The 18,765-nt window shown below is 33.7% G+C and carries 9 protein-coding genes; 2 read left to right on the plus strand and 7 right to left on the minus strand.

All coding sequences use genetic code 11. The features are described from left to right. Positions 1-81 precede the first annotated feature (81 nt). From AAGV28_RS07870 to AAGV28_RS07900, 7 genes are all read right to left on the minus strand, one after another. Positions 82-1,650 carry a rhamnogalacturonidase gene (locus AAGV28_RS07870; protein WP_373406273.1) on the minus strand — a complete coding sequence of 523 codons (1,569 nt, stop codon included), beginning with the start codon at positions 1,648-1,650 and terminating at the stop codon, positions 82-84. Between the two features lie 164 nt (positions 1,651-1,814). After that, entirely contained in the window at positions 1,815-3,854 is a 2,040-nt protein-coding gene (locus AAGV28_RS07875) for a DUF2264 domain-containing protein (protein ID WP_373406274.1), read from the minus strand. A 433-nt stretch (positions 3,855-4,287) separates the two neighbouring features. After that, positions 4,288-6,225 carry a family 43 glycosylhydrolase gene (locus AAGV28_RS07880; RefSeq protein ID WP_373406275.1) on the minus strand — a complete coding sequence of 646 codons (1,938 nt, stop codon included), beginning with the start codon at positions 6,223-6,225 and terminating at the stop codon, positions 4,288-4,290. Positions 6,226-6,535: 310 nt separating this feature from the next. Beyond that, positions 6,536-8,971 carry a sugar-binding domain-containing protein gene (locus tag AAGV28_RS07885; protein ID WP_373406276.1) on the minus strand — a complete coding sequence of 812 codons (2,436 nt, stop codon included), beginning with the start codon at positions 8,969-8,971 and terminating at the stop codon, positions 6,536-6,538. Between the two features lie 253 nt (positions 8,972-9,224). Next, entirely contained in the window at positions 9,225-13,286 is a 4,062-nt protein-coding gene (locus AAGV28_RS07890) for a hybrid sensor histidine kinase/response regulator transcription factor (RefSeq protein WP_373406277.1), read from the minus strand. Positions 13,287-13,467: 181 nt separating this feature from the next. After that, on the minus strand, positions 13,468-15,153 hold the full coding sequence (locus AAGV28_RS07895; RefSeq protein WP_373406278.1) for a sodium/sugar symporter: 1,686 nt from the start codon (positions 15,151-15,153) through the stop codon (positions 13,468-13,470). A 411-nt stretch (positions 15,154-15,564) separates the two neighbouring features. Next, positions 15,565-16,293 carry a biotin--[acetyl-CoA-carboxylase] ligase gene (locus tag AAGV28_RS07900; protein ID WP_373406279.1) on the minus strand — a complete coding sequence of 243 codons (729 nt, stop codon included), beginning with the start codon at positions 16,291-16,293 and terminating at the stop codon, positions 15,565-15,567. Positions 16,294-16,389: 96 nt separating this feature from the next. Between AAGV28_RS07900 and rsfS the strand changes: the two genes are divergently transcribed. After that, positions 16,390-16,761, plus strand: coding sequence for a ribosome silencing factor (gene rsfS, locus AAGV28_RS07905; protein WP_071185350.1), 372 nt, complete (start codon positions 16,390-16,392; stop codon positions 16,759-16,761). Between the two features lie 16 nt (positions 16,762-16,777). After that, positions 16,778-18,703 (plus strand): ATP-dependent zinc metalloprotease FtsH, encoded by a 1,926-nt coding sequence (gene ftsH / locus AAGV28_RS07910; RefSeq protein ID WP_373406280.1) that lies wholly within the window; start codon positions 16,778-16,780, stop codon positions 18,701-18,703. Positions 18,704-18,765: the final 62 nt, after the last annotated feature.

Raw genomic sequence — 18,765 nt, forward strand, 5'->3', positions numbered from 1 at the left:
AATTTTGATGAATTTTAAAGAAATTTTTCACCCTTTAGGGTTGGGGAAAAGAAAATTTATTTTTGTGATTTTAAACAGAATCTAATAACTCTTTGACTGTATTTTTTTATCATCCTTATCTCTTAAGGGTGCGCTATCTTTTATCGATAATTCGCTCACATCTTTCATTACTAGCGTTCTGGAATCGGCTCCTTTAGCGGTAGTTACATTTCGTAGTTTTATTCCTTTTACATCCGTTAATATCATAGCTGGACGGGTTTCATTGCCTATCAAATGAAGATTAACATTACTCAATTCTATATTTTTTACATGACGAATGAAAAAGCCATAAGCAGGAATTATTCCGAATTTTTGCGGTTCTGGATAATCCTTTTCATATTCTGGAACTTCTTGTTGGATAGTTTTTTTTGAAATTGAATCCAATGGACGATACCAAATGCTAATATTACTTAATCGAATATCTTCAATATCATGCCCAGGAATCCCACTGATGAGTGAAGCAAAACGAGAATCGGCATTGTATACATTGATGTTACTGATATTAATACGTCGCAAAGCACCAACTGCAGTACCTTCTGGCGCACGCATTCGACCTCCAAGACGTAAAAAAATAGGCGAATTAATGATGTCCCGCATTGTAATATTAGTGATAGTCACATCTTCTAATAAACCACCATCAACAGTTTCGAGTGCTAATCCGCGACAATATTCAAAAACACAATTACTGATTGTAATGTTTTTAAAACCACCATTCGATTCTGTTCCAAATTTTATCCTTCCTGTAGGTCCTTCTTTATCAGGCACCAAATGAGCTTCATTACGCAAGTAAGTTCCGTTGTAAAAAGTACCTCGATCAAAACCACTAACACTGCAATTGGTAATAGTTACATTTTCGGTTGGTCGGGCATAACCCAGCGCAAAGGAACTTTTAAGACAAATAGCATCATCCCATGGCGAATTAACGGTACAATTTGAAATTCGAACATTTTTGCAACAGTCGATATCCATTCCATCACGATTAGTATCAATTTTCAAATTATCAATAGTTAAATTGTCTACTCCAGTTGCTAATATTCCAAAATGTCCACCGTATAATATAGTGAAATCTTTTAGCGTTACATTACGACAAAGCTTCAAAGCAATGGCTTTATTTCCAATGGGAGCTCGATAAGGACCGCTTCTGGACAATCCTTTTCCATGAATTATTCCTGGACCAAGAATAGAAATATCCTCTAAATTTTCGCCCCAGATTAGGCTGTTTTGCCAATGGCTATGCCCAAAATCCTGAAAAGTATCATTAATCGCAGTTTCGGGAGCATCATAACCCATTTTATCAGAAGGCGTTGCTGCCAAAATAGTAGCACCCTGATCTAAATAAAGTGAAATATGACTTTTCAATCGGATAGAAAAACTAAGATAAGTTCCCGCTGGAAAATAAACTGTACCACCACCTGCCTTGGCAGCCGCTTCAATAGTATTATTGATGGCCTGTGTGTCTAGTGTACTACTATCTCCTTTAGCACCAAAAGTCTTTACGTTGAAAACGGTATCTGGTGCAGCCTGAATGGTATTTAATCCTAAAAACAAAAAACACCAGCAAAGTGTATGCTGAAATAAAAATGACTTAAAAAAACCAATATATTTTTTCATCTAATGAATATAAATTGAAGTAATGGACTAGCAATTTACAAATAGAGAACGAACACTTCATCCTGTAGCATCCTGCATTTTAAAATTCAAAAATCAAAAACACAAAAAAAACCAGTAAACATCATTGTTTACTGGTTTTGAATTCTATTGGAAAAACTAAATTTTTAAAATTTCACCAACTTCTTTTCTCCATTTGCTAAAGACACATCTACTGTATTTTCTTTCGAAGAAAAACCAATCTTTTTAACTGCTAACAATTCTTTATTACTCCATTTCTCTCCTGATTTTTTCCACAACATTAATGTAGCATAAACAGTGGATTGTTCTTTTTGAGGAACATAATTATTCGAAAGATTAATAACAGAACTTTCTTTGGCTTCAGGATGCAAACCTTTAGCCTGAACTACTTCTGATTTATCCCAACCTAAAAGCGGAATCATTGCTAATTGGTATTTTCCGTTATCAACAATCGTTACTTCGTGGTTTTTTATTTTTCGAACAGTAGTTTTAATTTCACCATCTAATTTTGGTAAGGCATAATGTCCCAATCGCATTTCAAATGCTGTTGCACTATTATTCTTGTCTACTCTTAAAATTCCGTTTGCCAAAGGAATATCAGCCAAATTAAATTTCACATTCGCATCGGTTTCTAAAACTACATCTCGGTAATAAATTCCGTCTTCAAATTTTTTGAAAGTATACAATCGAAAGGCTTCCCATTTATCCGATTTATTTTTGATGACGTAATTCATAGCTACTTCGCCATTTTCGCCATCTGCTTGCCAAGGAAAAGCACTGTTATACGATAATCGATTGTAATTTTCTGTCGATCTGAATTTTTGCCAATCGTCTTTTACTTTGGCATTACACCAGGCTCTCACTTCCGAAGCGCCAATATTAGGATAATCAGTAATTAGAATTTCAGAAACGCCCTGGTATTTATTGTAAACCTTATTTTTCTTGAATTGGGTTTCCCAAGCACCATTATTTTCTTTGGCAGTCCAAAACGGGCTATCATCAGGAACTAATAACCCAAAAAAGATTTTTCCCATCCAATACACACTTCCACGACAACTATAAACTTGCACCGCAGGTTCGAAAGGGCCATAAACGCCAAGCGTAGGAACATTATCTTTCATAAAATCAGGATGAGTGAAAAATTGCTTAATCACTCCCGAAGCGATTCTTCGCATCCATCCATAATTAATTGATGAATCATTTTGAAAACCCATCAGTGGAAACGGAACAACTGCTCCCACTCTATAACTCATGCTTCTGCCCCACACAATCATATCGCCATTTTGACTAAATAAATACGGGTAATTATTATTTAAATCGGCAAAGTTCTTTTCAAACTTTGCAGCATATTCTGGATAATATTTTTTTCCAAAATATTCTGACCACATCATCCCATACATCTGAAAAGCCCACATACTGTAATAATCATAAGCAGGACTGTCATTATACCAGCCATTCCCTCTGTAATCTTTTAGCGATTTATCTAAATATTCGACCAATAATTTTTCATTCACCGCGTATCCTTTATCCTTAAAGAAACTCAATACAAAAATGTTGAAGAATTTCCAGTTCGAATCTACTGTTGGTCCATCCCCATAGCTTAACATACTTTTTGCCAAAGCATCTTTTTGTTCCTGAGTTAAAGGATCCCACAACACCTCAGGATTCACTAATAACGAAATGGACAAAGCGCCAAATTCAACCAAATTCTGACTTGCCCCACCATTTTTAGAACGGGGAACAATATAAGAAGTACTTTTAGGATTGGTTAATTGGGTGATTTGGTATCTGTAATAATCTGCAACGTTGATATTATTGATAACCAAAGAAGGATTTTCTTTTAAAAGCGGAGCAGCCACAAATAAAGTTCTACACAAACCTTCCAGTTTTTCGGTCGGTACTCTGGACTCGTCCTGAGGATAACTTTTTCCTTCTTGTTTGGGGAATTTCATTGGATCATCAAGAGAATGGATGTAACCAAAAGCGCCTTCCAAAAGATACATGGCGGCATCTTTCCAATGTTGTTTGGTCATTCCTGTTTCAGTACTTAGTTTAAAATCAGGATTTTTAATTTCGAAAACCGAATTACTATTTGTTTTTTCAAGTACTTTTTTATTTTCTGATTGTTGCGCCCAAGCGGGTAAACCCAACAGTAATAACAGAACTAGGAATTGGTGGTTTTTCATAATGATTATAAAATTTAAATGTTCTTTCTAAAAGAATATTTATGTTGTGTACAACCCATTAGTGCAACAAACTTAATATTTATGTACACATGGACAGGTCGCTCCTCTGGAGCTTCTTTTTGACAATACTCTTTTTCTATAAACAGAACGTCCCGATGGGACTAAAAACAGCTCCGTTAGGAGCGAAATGTTTGTAGAAAAAATTTTTTTTTTAATAAAGCTCCAGAGGAGCGGGCTATTAATTATTCATCAAATTTAATTGGACAACAATAAATAAATATTTTAAAAATGGTAATTGGTTATAGTTGTTACCAAAGATAAAAAGTCAATCCAATAAATGGAACTACACCCTACCAGTTTGTTGATTCTATAAAAAAAAGGAAAGTCACTTTATTAAATAGTGCTTTCCTTTTTAAGGGCAAAAAATTTATTTTTAATTCTTCTTCAGAGGATGAATCCCTGCATGCGTAGGAACAACTTGTTTGATAGTTCCATCAGCATTGAATTCTAATTTATCAATAGCCACTTCACGGTGAAAACCAGCTGCATCTCCCATACTAATTCCGGTAGGATATGAAAAACGGTGATACACAATATACCATTCGTCTTTTTTAGGTACTTTGACAACTGAATTGTGTCCTGTTGCATAAATTCCTTCTTGCTTGTTTCCCTGAATGACAATATTATCCTTTGGCATTTCAATTGGTCCCAATGGCGAATTTGAAATACCATATCTCACTTTGTAATTTGGACTTCTGGTATCGTCTTCACTCCACATAAAGTAATATTTATCATTTCGATAAAATACATAAGTTCCTTCACGATAACTATCATTTACGGCAATGACCTTTGTAGTTCCTGGTTTTAACGAAACCATATCAGGATTTAACTCAGCCACTCCCATATACATGTTTCCCCAATACAAATAACTTTTACCCGTTTTTGGATCTGTAAAAACGTCCGGGTCAATTTCCTGACCGTCTTTAATCCCTTCAGGTCTGGTGCTTACCAATGCTTTTCCACTATCTTTAAAAGGACCTGTAGGATTGTCTGAAACCGCTACTCCTACTTTTTGTGCTCCTGTATAATAATAGAAATACTGGTATTTTCCTTTTATTTTTTTCTCTACAATACAAGGTGCCCAAGCGTTTCTTCCCGCCCAAGAGACATCTTTTTTAAGATCTAAAATAACTCCTTCTGGTTTCCAATCTACTAGATTATCTGACGAAAAAGCTTTAAAATAATATCCGCCCCAGCCATCAAATCCATCACTGGTTGGATAAATATAATATTTTCCTGTTTTCTCAGCATACAAAACTTCAGGATCAGCATGATAGCCTTCAAGAGCAGGATTATTATTTATTTGAGGATAAGCTGCTGGTTTTCCCCATTTAGCAATCAATCCTTTCAATTCAGAACGTGTAATGGGCAAAATCGTGCCGTGACGCGGATGAAAATCCATTGCAATATCATTATCAATTACTGTAAAGTGTTCTAAATCTTTGGTTTTAGTAAACTGATATTTTCCTTTCATGTACATATCATACATGAGAATATATTCGTCAGTATGATTCAATTTGAAAACACTTGCTCCCTCAACAGCTTCTTTAGTTTGTTGTAAATAATTGTCATTTTCTGTCCAATTCCCAGAGGTCAAATCAGTTGTGGTAGCCACTTTAATTCCTGGAGTTTTGGTTTCAGTTTTGTAAAAAAGATGATAAACACCGTCTTTTTCGATAATATCACCATCAATACAAGCATTTTTTGCCTTTGGAACAAACAACACTTTTGGCTCCGATTCTAAAGCTGTAAAATCCTTATTGGCATAAGCATAATAAATAATATCAGGACCACCAGCGTGTTGCATACTGAAATAAATCATGTATTTACCCGCTTTGGCATCATAGATAGTTTGCGGAGCCCAAACACGTTTTAAGTTTTCGTTTCCGGGAAAAGTGTTTTGGATATTGACTACGTTGCTTTTCCAGTTGACCAAATCGGTGCTTTTTAGTAATACCATCGCACGATTAGAATCCCAACCTTTAGAGGAAGTCATATCAGTCAAAACCATATAAAATGTTTTGCCGTCGTCTCCTCTTAAAATATGGGGATCACGAACGCCACCAGTTGAACTAATTAATTTACTGTCAATAACGGGTTTGTTATCGTTTAAATGATAATAATGGTAGCCATCAGCGCTAATTGCATAACGCACTGCTTCCTCTTCGACTGCATTTCCTGTAAAATAAACAAACAGGTAAGCGGTCAAATCTTTTTCGGCAATAACTGGCGGAACACCTTTTTTATTTTGAGCTTTTGAAAAACTAGTTACTACTAAAAATAGAATTAAACTGAATTGTATTTTGCGCATTATTTTTTTGAATTTAATTTATATAAAACGGAAGCATGTTTTTTTACTTAAACAACAACTTCACCTTTAATCGGACTGCAAATTTCAATCCTATTTTATGAATTTACTCCGATAATGGTTTAAAAACTTTTGCATTTCACGTATGGAAATCTATTCAATACTCGAAAATATCTTCCGTATTAAACCATTACATAACTTGGATTTTATAATTGTAGCCTCCAGATTTATCCTACTCTACAAGCTACTTAATATCTACTACAATGTGTTCCCAACCCGATTTTTTTAAAGAAATTTATGGTAGAAAAGCCGCTTATTTTACATTGATAGTAACTTCCACTGCTTTTAACCATGGACTTGAAAACTGAACTTTAATCGGTTCGTTCGTTCCATTTGCCTGAATATAAGCTAAAATACGTCCGTGGAAAACACGTTGAACATTATCTGTATAATCAGTCATATCCGAATTATTTCCCGCTTCTAATCCTAATAAATTGGCTGAACCACTTAGAATTTTACAAGTAATTTCGTTATCAGCAATTTGTACTGGAATTCCGTTTTCGTCTACAATTTGCAACATAATTTCGGCAACTCCTTTGTCTTTGTTGATAACTGCATCTGCATTTTTAACAACAATAGCATGTGGCTGTTTTGAAGAAGTAATAGCATAACGACTCACTTCTTTATTATTCTTATCCAATCCTACAGCCTCTAGTTTTCCAGATTGAAACGGAATATCCCATGAAATAATTCCGGTTTCCTGATCGTAATCTTTTACTTCACCCACTACTTTTCCGTCTAATTCCAGACGTGCTTTGGCAGCATTGGTATAACAAACTACTTTAATGGTTTGGTTTTCGTTGTAATTCCATAAAGACCAAGCGTCCATTGAAAGATCTTTACGGTTTGAATTTCTCGAAAGATAAGTTCCAATATAAATCATTGGTGTATCTGACCAAAGCGATTGACGGAAGTAACCTCTAGGCTTAATATTTCCAGCAAAATCAACTAATCCTGAATAGAATCCTCTTGATGGCCATCTTCCTGATTCGCCTAAATAATCAATCCCAGTCCATAAGAATTGCCCAAAAATATGCTCGTTATTTTTAACCGCTAACCAGGCTTCATAATCATGACGGTTTTCACTACCAAAAATTACTCGTTTAGGATATTTTTTATGATCGGACTGGTATTTACTTTCAGTGTAATTGTATCCTGTAATATCCAAAGCTCCAGGATATTCGGTTTCATTAGACATTGCTACTCCAGCTAAACCAGCAGTTGTAGGACGCGATTTGTCGTATTTTTTAACTGCAGCAACTAGACGTTTTGCAATTGCTCCCAAACGCATCGCATCTGGAGCATCTTTTTTATAACCTCCGTAAGCTGCTTGTGAGAATCCTGAATCTCCTCCACCATCTAAAACGGGATGAGAATACGGATCATTTGGATAATCTACCTCGTTACCAATGCTCCAAGCAAAAACAGAAAGGTGATTTCTATCACGACGTACAAAATCTTCCAAATCTTTCTCAGCCCAATCCGCAAAAATGTCAAATGAACCTTCAAATCCTGGTGTCCCAACATTCCAGCCTTCTAACCATTTGCGTTTTGGGAATTCCCATTCGTCATAAGCTTCGTTTAAAACTAATAGACCTAACTGATCACAAAGCTCATAAAAATGGGGTGCTTGTGGATTATGACTTGTACGTATCGCGTTTACTCCTATTTCTTTCAATGTTTTCAATCTGCCTTCCCAAACTTCACGAGGAACTGCTGAACCTAAAACTCCCGCATCATGGTGTAAACAAACTCCTTTTATTTTCATCCAATTGCCATTTAAAGTAAATCCTTTATTAGCATCAAAAGTAAAATTTCTAAAACCTGTTTGCGTTGTAGAATGATCAATTACTTGTCCGTCTTTTAACACGGTGGTTTTTAATTGGTACAAATTCGGATGTTGCAAATCCCATAATTTCGGATTATTTACTTCTATTTTTGTTGCAATTTTACCCGATTGATTGGCTGCAATAGCTACTTTATTAGTGCTCTTTGCAACTGTTTTACCATCGTTTGCAATCAATTCGTTTACCACAGTTACCGTGCTTTTTTCTGCCGAACCATTTTCTACACCCACTTCAACATTCAACGTTCCTGTTTTTTTGTTCACTTCTGGGTACGCATAAACGCCCCATTGCTCAATATGTACTGGATTAGCATAAACTACCCAAACATCTCTGTAAATTCCTGAACCGGTATACCAACGAGAATCGGCACTTTTGCTGTGATCTACACGAACTGAGATCGTGTTTTCAGCTCCGTATTTAATATAAGGAGTAGCATCATAAGCAAATGAAATGTAACCATTAGGACGTTTTCCTAAAGAATGTCCGTTGATAAAAACTTCACTTCTGTTATAAACGCCTTCAAAATACAAGTATACTTTTTGACCTTTTTTTGCTGATGGAATATCCATCGTTTTTCTATACCAAGCAATTCCTCCTGGTAAAAATCCTGTAGCACTGGCTAAAGTAGGACTCAATTGTCCTTTGATACTCCAATCATGAGGAAGCGAAACAGCTTGCCATTTGCTGTCATCATAACTTGCTTTTTGGAAATCCTGATTGTCTTGTAGAATAAACTTCCATTGGTTATTAATTTTTTGGGAATCTCCAAATGCAATCTGACTAAAAACAGATACATAAGAAAGCATAAGAAATGCCAGTGCAATTTTTTTTGTTGTTAACATAAATTGTATTTTTTATAAATAAGTGGGCTATCTAATTCAGAAATTCCATAAAGACAGCCATTTATAGAAGCAAAGAAATGATTAAATAACTATAACTAAGAGGGGTAAATTCGCAAATAATGAGGTTAAATTCGTAAAAAAAGCCTGTTTGATAAAAAAGACTCATATAATTTCGTAATACATAAACAATCATTCTTTTTAACCTAGAATGACATGTTCATTACTATTTCAAAATTAATGTAAAACAAAACAACTATTTAATAATATTCAAATCTTTGTTAAATGAATCTTTGTATTTTTTAACATATAAGGAAGGAGTCATCCCAAATAGTTTTACAAATTGTTGCCTGAAATATTTTTGATCTTCAAATCCTACTTCGGCACTAGCCTGAGCAATATTCATGTTTTCGGTAAGTAATAACATGGCAGCTCTTCTTAAACGAATGGAACGCATAAAAGCATTTAAAGTTTCTCCAGAAATGATCTTTATCTTTTTATACAGACTACTGTGACTCATTCCCATTTCGAAAGCAAAATTCTTAATCGAAAAATCCCGATTTCCCAGATTTGCTTCAATAATATCAATACATCTTTTTAAGAAATCCTGATATTCCGTTGGGACTTTTTGTGCGTTTTCTTTTAAGGTAATACTGTCTAAGAAGTATTTTCTCAAATTGCTTCTGTTTTTTAATAAAGTATCTACACGAGCTACAAGAATATCATCATCAAATGGTTTGGTTATATAATCATCGGCACCATCTGTTATTCCTTGTAAATGGGTTTCAGGATTATTTGAAGCCGTCAACAATATCACTGGAATATGAGACAAATCCTCACTTTCTTTGATTTTTTTGCACAATTCCAGTCCGTCCATTACTTCCATGGCAACATCCGAAATTACAATATCAGGCATTTGTTTTTTAGTTAATTTCAAACCTTCAAATCCATTAATTGCACTGTAAACCAAATGCGTTTTAGAAAACAACTGCACTAAATAATTTCGAATTTCAGCATTATCATCGATTATTAAAACTGATTTTCTATCGGTAAGCAATTCTTTATTGAGTTCATCGTCAAAATTATTTGCGTTTGAATCGTTATTTTCATCCAAATCAGCAACCAAAAGTTCTTCTGTTAATTCGCTCATTTTAGGAACATTGGTACTAATTGGTAAATCGGCAAAATGTTCTTGTCCTTTTAAAAATTGCAATGTAAACGCACTTCCTTTTCCTATTTCGCTTTCGCAAGAAACCATTCCTTTGTGTTTGTCTACAAAATATTTCACAATGTAAAGTCCAATACCAAAACCAGTACTAATAGAAACATTCGAATCCAATTGTTTAAATTTTTCAAAAATAGCCTCAATATTTTTTGGAGCAATTCCTGTTCCTGTATCCGAAACCACAACCGAAACTTCTTTTTCAGTTTCGCTTAACTTCACCACAATTTTCCCTCCTGCCACGGTATATTTGAAAGCATTTGAAACCAAATTAAACAACGAAATTTCAATCTTTTCATAATCACCAATTATGGAAACGGATTGCTGAGGAACTTCAATTGTATATGCTATCTTTTTGTCCTTGGCTTGAGTTACAAAACATTGGTACACTTCCTCAGCTAAATGATTCATATTTATTTCGGACAATCTTAATACGTCGGCATCATTTTCAGCTTTTCGAAAAAGTAACAATTGATCCACCAGACTTAAAAGTCGTCTTGCATTTCTATAAGCAATTTGTAAATCGCCTTTGGATGAATCATTTTGAACGGTTTCTTTCTTAATTACTTTTTTCAAAGGATTTATAATTAGCGAAAGCGGCGTGCGGAATTCATGAGAAATATAAGTAAACATCGACGATTGTTTATCGGCAATTTCTTTCTCTTTTTCTCTTTTTAATTCTGCTATTCGAACCTTATACTTTAATCGTTCTTTGTATTTACTGTATCGAATGTAATTGTAAATAATGGTTACAACAATAACAAAATACAAAAGATACGCCCACCAACTGCGATACCAAGGCGGCAAAACCACAATTCGAATCAGTGTTTCTGCTTTGCTGAATTTATCTTGAAAATTGGAATTTTTCACCTTAAAATGATACGTTCCTTCTGAAAGATGTGGATAATTAGCTTGTCGATTTTGCCCCACATTACTCCACTGATTATCCCAACCTTCTAAGAAATAGGCATAATTAATCCTATTTGCATTCGAATAATCTAAAGCGACAAATGTTATTGCCAATGTAGTTTGATTGTATGGCAATCGAATTTCTTTGATTTGATTTTTCTTATTCCATTCCGAAATCAATTCGGGTTTAGTCTCAATGGGTTCATTATTTACAGTTATGCCCGAAAGAAGAATTTTAGTATTCGAAACTGATTCTTTTATCGATTCAGGATAAAACAAATTAAAACCATTGATTCCTCCAAATAAAAATTCACCTGAATCCAATTTCAAAGCGGCATTAAAACTAAATTGATTGCTTTGCAAACCATCATTTACAGAAAAATTCCGAAAGGTTTTTGTTTTTATATTCAGCCTACTTAAACCATTATAAGTACTCATCCATAAATTGCCTTTTTTATCTTCTAATATTCTCAAAATAGTATTAGAAGACAAACCATCAGCAGTCGTAAATCTTTTATAAGTATTTGTTTTTCGATTAAAAAGCAGCAATCCACCTTCTTGTGTAGCCACCCAAAGTTGCTTGTTTTTATCTTCATGTATAGCACGAACTGGATAACCTATATTTATTTCTCCCTTTTTTTTACTGTCTTTATCGATCCAAATAATCGAAGTATAATTTCCACCCCACAGCTTTCCATCGCTGGTTTGAGTTAAACATTGTAGGTTGTTAATGGTTTTATCATAAAGCAAAAACGAATTTTTATTTCGATCAAAAAGATACAAACAACCCTCGTTAGTAGCACTTGCCCAAAGATTTTTCTGAGCATCTTCATAAACCAACCAAATATTTTTCTCTACTTGTTTTGTAAACGGATTGTAACAAGAATAAAGAGTTATCGAATTAGTTTTTGGATTAATTCGATTGACTCCTCCAGCCCAAGTAGATAACCATATTTCATTATTACTATCGGAAATAACATTGGTAATAAAATTACTGGTAATGTAGTTTGACGAATTGGGATTATTATTATAAATAGTATAACTATTATTTTTCCGATTCCAAAAACGCAATCCTGCTCCATCGGTTCCAATCCATAAATTTTGGTTTTCATCTTCACAACCCGACAAAATAAAATTTTGAGCTAAATTATAGTCTTTGGCATTGTATTTTATAGTTCTAAAATTTTTGGGAGCAGCATTTATCATACTAATTCCGCCACGAAGCGTTCCGAACCAAATATTTCCAAAATAATCTTCATACACACTCCAAACCGAACTGCTTTTAATAATTTGCTGTGGATTATCTTTTCGGTACGAAATTGCCACATTATTAATCTTATCTACAGTATACAGCCCACAACCATCGGTAGCAATCCAAAGTTGATTTTTTTTATCGCTAAGAATATTCGAAACAATGCATTTATTAGAAAAATAATTTTTTGAAACGGAAAAAGTAGTTGTGTTAAAAAGAAAAAGTCCTTCATCTGTTCCTATCCAAAGATTTCCGTTGCTATCACTCTCCATGCACTTTACATCCATAAGCAATGGCGCAATCAACTTGATTTTTTTAGAACTATAGTTGTAATTACAAATCCCTAAATTTCTAACATAAACCCAAGAACTAATGCCTTTTTTATCTTTTTGGATTCCCAGAACTTCATAATTATAAGGATTCTTTAATTGGGTTAGCGGAATCGTTTTTCCAATAAAAGAACCTTCTTCAAAAGCTAATAATCCTGAGTTTTGCGAAGCCAATAGTACCAAATCATCAGAAACAGATTTAATTTGATGTACCACATTTTTTAAAGTTTTTGTGGTTCCAGTCGCTCCTTCTTTGTACTTAACGGGATAAAACAAAGCTTTTGACTTATTATAAACACTTGCTCCTTTATTTCCTCCTATCCAAATTTGTCTTTTCGAATCTCCTTCTAAACAATAAACAGTATTATTGGATAATGAATTTTCTTTATTAATCTCATTCCTAAAAACCTTAAAAGTATAGCCATCATATCGATTCAAGCCATCATAAGTACCAAACCACATATAGCCGTCCTTATCCTGATAAATAGTAGTGACCGAATTGTTTGACAATCCATCTAATATGTCCAGAAATCGCACCGAATATTCCTGTGAGAAACTTATAAAAGGTAAAAAGACAAGTGTTAATAATAAGACTAAATGTTTCAAAATGTAGGGTTTAAATATTCGGCGAATGTATTTATATAACAGTACAAGATATAATAAAATTAGTTAATCTAATAAAAACTTCAAAGTGTTGTTTGATAAATTCAGCATAGACTTAGAATAAAAAAAGTGCGAACTAATAAAAATTAATTCGCACTTTTTTAGAAGTATAATTTGCTATTTCTTACCAGAACTTCACATACAAAGCAGCGATAATTAATAATGTAATGATAATTAATACTGTAGTTTGAGGTTTTACCTTAAACATTTCAGTATCCAATTCGAATGCTTTTGGATTTACTTTTGGTCCAGCAAAACTGATTCCAATCATCAATAGCATTGTAAATACAAATGACAATCCCATACAAATGTGGAATGGAATTTCGAAACCACCTTTTCCATTTGGCCAAGCTGTGTACAATAACGTTTCGTTTCCAAACATCGCTGGTGCAAACTCGTTAAATAAAACCGATAATAAGAAACCTGCAATTACACCCACAATAGCAGCTGTTCCAGTAGTTCTTTTCCAGAACATCCCTAAAAAGAACATAGCAAAAACTCCCGGGCTAATAAATCCTGTGTATTTTTGGATATAAGTAAATCCTCCAACGCCACCAATTCCTAGAACATCATTCCATGTAAACAATACAGCAAGAACCATAGAAGCAAAAACCGCATATCTTCCGATATTTACCTGAGCGCTGTCTGAAGCATTTTTTTGAATGTATTTTTTATGAACGTCTAAAGTATAAATTGTAGAAATACTATTTACTTTACCAGCTAACGAAGCCACAATAGCAGCAGTCAAAGCCGCAACTGATAATCCTTTTAATCCTGTTGGCAAGAAAGTCAACATTGCTGAATAAGCGCCGTCTTTTCCTCCTACTAATTGAGGTAAGTGTCCTCCTTCGTATAAAACATAAGCAGCAATACCAGGTAACATTACAATTACAGGCATTAATAATTTCAATATACCTGCAAACAAAATCCCTGTACGAGCCGTTTGTAAATCAGCTCCTAAAGCTCTTTGCGTGATGTATTGGTTACATCCCCAATAGTTCAAATTGATAATCCAGATACCTGCTAAATATGACATCATCCCAGGGAAAGTAAGGTATTTATCAATTTCTAATTGAGTAGAAGTTGCTGTTGGTCTTGGAATAATCATTTTGAAATGCTCTGGTGCTTTTTCCATCAAGACATTAAATCCAGCGATAGCGTCCTTACCTACTCCAAAATATTCTCCCACTGTAGTCAAAGCGATATAAGAAGTTACTAAACCTCCAATAATCAATACCGCCACCTGAATAACATCAGTATAAGCCACAACTTTCATTCCTCCAAGAGAGATAATCAAAGCAAAAACAGCCAATCCTAACATAATAACATGAAGGTATTCTCCTCCTGCTAATCCGTTAATAGCAACTGCTCCTAAATATAAAATGGAAGTTAGGTTTACAAAAACATACAAAAACAACCAGAAAACAGCCATAATCAAAGCCGTTGAATCGTTGTAACGTGTTTTTAAGAACTGAGGCATGGTGTAAATCTTGTTTTTCAAATAAACAGGAATAAACCAAACTGCCACGATAATTAAAGCAATTGCAGCAATCCACTCATAAGCAGCAACCGCAATTCCTAAGAAGAATCCTTCTCCACTCATTCCAATAAACTGCTCAGCAGAAATGTTTGAAGCGATAAGTGAAGCTCCAATAGCCCACCAGGTTAAAGTTCCTTCGGCTAAGAAGTACGCCTTAGCATCGTGTTCGTTTTTTTCGCGTTTGCGATAGATAATATATCCGTAAATGGAAACTACTAAAAAGTAGACAATGAATACTGCATAATCTGCAAATTCGAGACTTGAGCTCATAAGAAAATGGTTGTTTAGTTAATTAATACGTTTTTAGATTTGATAATTTTCTCCAAAATTCAATCATTTAGATACCGTCTTTAATACTCTAAGAATACTCTAAAATTAAGATTTATGGCTTCTGAATTTCGCTAAAATTTTCATGATAAAATAGTACATCCATTTTATTCAGATCAATTTTTTACGAAAAACGAAATCCAAAAGTAAAATAAAAATACTTATTTACATCATTTTTTTAAATGTAAATACAACATTTCTAATAAACAACCGTCATAACAAATTACATAACAATGAATTAAGCACTATTATAGTAGTATATTTTTTTAAAAAAATAGAAAAAAAATGGATAAAAGCTCTAAAATTAAACTTCTATAATTCAAAAATCACTTTTTTTAACGCAAAAAGTGGTTTTCAATACAGCATTAAAATTTCTTTCAAACCATATTGAACAACAGTATCATTTTCTAACAGAAGAATCAGTTTTCCGTTGTTAGAAACTCCTTTTATAATTCCCATGAAAGGTTTACCATTATTAATAGAAAACGGCATTGGAACCTCTTTTTTAAAAAGAAATTCCATGTAATTATCCCATAAAATTTGAGAATTAGAAGCTAGAAGTTCAAAATTCACTTTTAATCTTTCAACAATCAAAAAAACTAATTGGTCTTTATCAAAATTAGAATTTGCAACCACTGCCATCGAAGAAGCTTTAGGCAAATTATCAAAATTAGTTTGGTTTACATTCAAACCAATTCCAATAATTGTTGTAATAGTTCTGTCACTTTTAAAATTGTTTTCAATCAAAATGCCAGCGAGTTTAAAATTAGCTGACATAATGTCGTTAGGCCATTTAATACTTAAATTCTGAATATCAAAAGTTTTTAGCACTTGAATTACAGCTAATGCCGTAGCAACATTCAGTTGGTAAATCTCATCTACACCCACTAACAAATCCTTAACAAAAACACTCATTATTAGATTCTTAGACTTTTCAGAATCCCAAACAGCCCCCATCTGCCCTTTTCCTTTTGTTTGATTTTCAGCAGTTACCACAGTATAGTTTTCTAGCTCCTGAGTATTCGACAGGCCTTTAAGAAAATCATTAGTAGAATCTATGGCATCGAGTTTGATTAGTTTCATTAGCGATTATTTTTGTAACATATTTTAATATTATGTTAAGGTTCAAAAATAATGACAAAAAATGGTAACTTTACACACTTATTATAAAAATAATTCATGGCAAAAAAGACTGTAAATAATGATGACCTATTGGCAAACATTATCAAAGGAATAGAAGAAGTAAAAGGAAATGACATAGATATTCTCGATCTTAGAGAAATTGATACCGCAGTTTGCGACTATTTTGTTATCTGCAACGGAAATTCAAACACCCAGGTTAACGCAATTGTTAACTCCATTCAAAAAATTGTTTCTAAAGAAATCAAAGACAAACCTTGGCATGTTGAGGGAACTGACAACGCCGAATGGGTACTTATGGACTATGTTAATATTGTAGTTCACGTTTTCCAAAAACAAATTAGAGAATATTACAATATTGAAAGTTTGTGGGGAGATGCAAAAATTACTACAATTGCAAACAAATATTAAAGAAAGATAAAAAATAATGGCAAAAGATAACAATTCAAATCCTAATAAATTTAGAGTAAGTCCATGGTTAGTATACACAGCCATATTACTTATTTTCTTGTTTATAAGCTTTGTAACTGGAAGTTCCAGTTTACAAGAACCGGCTCAATTAAAATCGTCAAACATTGACAGTATGTTGACTAAAGGCGAAATTAAAAATGTTATTATTTTTAATAACAAAGATGCTGAAATCTACCTTTCTGATGCAGGATTAAAAGATCCAGCCAATAAAAAAGTAGCAAAAGACATGTTTGACAGACCTAATAAAGGTCCACACTACACTACAAAATTTGGTGATTTAAAATCTTTTCAAGAAAAATTAGACAGTGCTAAAGCAGAAAAAAAATTAGTTGATTATGATTTTAAGGAAGCAAGTAATTGGTCTGACATTATTATTAGTTTACTTCCAATAATCATAATCATTGGAGTATGGATTTTTATCATGCGTAAAATGTCTGGTGGTGGTGCTGGTGGTGGAGGACAAATCTTCAACATTGGAAAATCTAAAGCAAAACTTTTTGATGAAAAAAATGATGTAAAAACTACTTTTAAAGATGTTGCTGGATTAGAAGGTGCTAAAGAAGAAATACAAGAAATTGTAGAATTCTTGAAAAACCCTGAAAAATACACCAATTTAGGTGGTAAAATCCCAAAAGGAGCCTTACTTGTAGGACCTCCGGGAACTGGAAAAACCTTGTTAGCTAAGGCAGTAGCTGGAGAAGCTCAAGTTCCTTTTTTCTCTTTATCAGGTTCTGATTTTGTGGAAATGTTTGTAGGTGTTGGTGCTTCAAGAGTACGTGATTTATTCAAACAAGCCAAAGAAAAATCGCCAGCTATTATTTTTATTGACGAAATTGATGCTGTAGGTAGAGCCAGAGGTAAAAACAATATGTCAGGCGGAAACGACGAACGTGAAAATACTTTAAACCAATTGCTAACAGAAATGGATGGTTTTGGAACAAATACAAATGTAATTGTACTTGCTGCAACAAATAGAGCCGATGTTCTTGACAAAGCTTTAATGCGTGCAGGACGTTTTGACAGACAAATTTTTGTTGACTTACCAGACGTTCGTGAACGTGCTGAAATTTTCAAAGTACACCTTGCTCCTTTGAAAAAAGTAGAAGGTTTAGATTTAGACTTTTTAGCAAAACAAACTCCAGGTTTCTCTGGTGCTGATATTGCCAATGTATGTAACGAAGCGGCGCTAATTGCTGCTAGATATAACAAAACTGCTGTTGACAAACAAGATTTCCTTGATGCTGTTGATAGAATTGTGGGTGGATTAGAAAAGAAGAACAAAATCATTACTCCAGAGGAGAAAAAAGCAATTGCAATTCACGAAGCAGGTCATGCTACAGTGAGCTGGATGCTGGAACATGCTGCACCACTAATTAAAGTAACTATTGTTCCTCGTGGGCAAAGTTTAGGAGCGGCTTGGTATTTACCTGAAGAACGTCAAATTGTACGTCCTGACCAGATGCTAGATGAAATGTGTGCAACTATGGGAGGAAGAGCTGCTGAAAAAGTAACTTTTAACCGTATTTCAACTGGTGCATTAAGCGATTTAGAAAAAGTAACTAAACAAGCCCGTGCTATGGTTACTATCTATGGTTTGAATGATAAAATAGGAAATGTTACTTATTATGATTCATCAGGTCAAAGCGAATATAGTTTTTCTAAACCGTATTCTGATGAGACTGCCAAAGTGATAGACGCTGAAATATCTTCACTTATAGAAAGTCAGTACCAGCGAGCTATTCAAATCTTAGAGGAAAACAAAGACAAATTGAATCAACTTGCTGATATACTTATCGAAAAAGAAGTTATTTTTAAAGACGATTTAGAAACTATTTTTGGAAAAAGAAGCTTTGACAAGAACTTAGAGGAAACAGTCTCTTAATAAGGTATTTAATATAATTTATTTAAAATCTTAATTCAAAACGTCGTTTTGAATTAAGATTT

The sequence above is a fragment of the Flavobacterium zubiriense genome (genome assembly GCF_041729725.1).
Taxonomy (GTDB): domain Bacteria; phylum Bacteroidota; class Bacteroidia; order Flavobacteriales; family Flavobacteriaceae; genus Flavobacterium; species Flavobacterium zubiriense.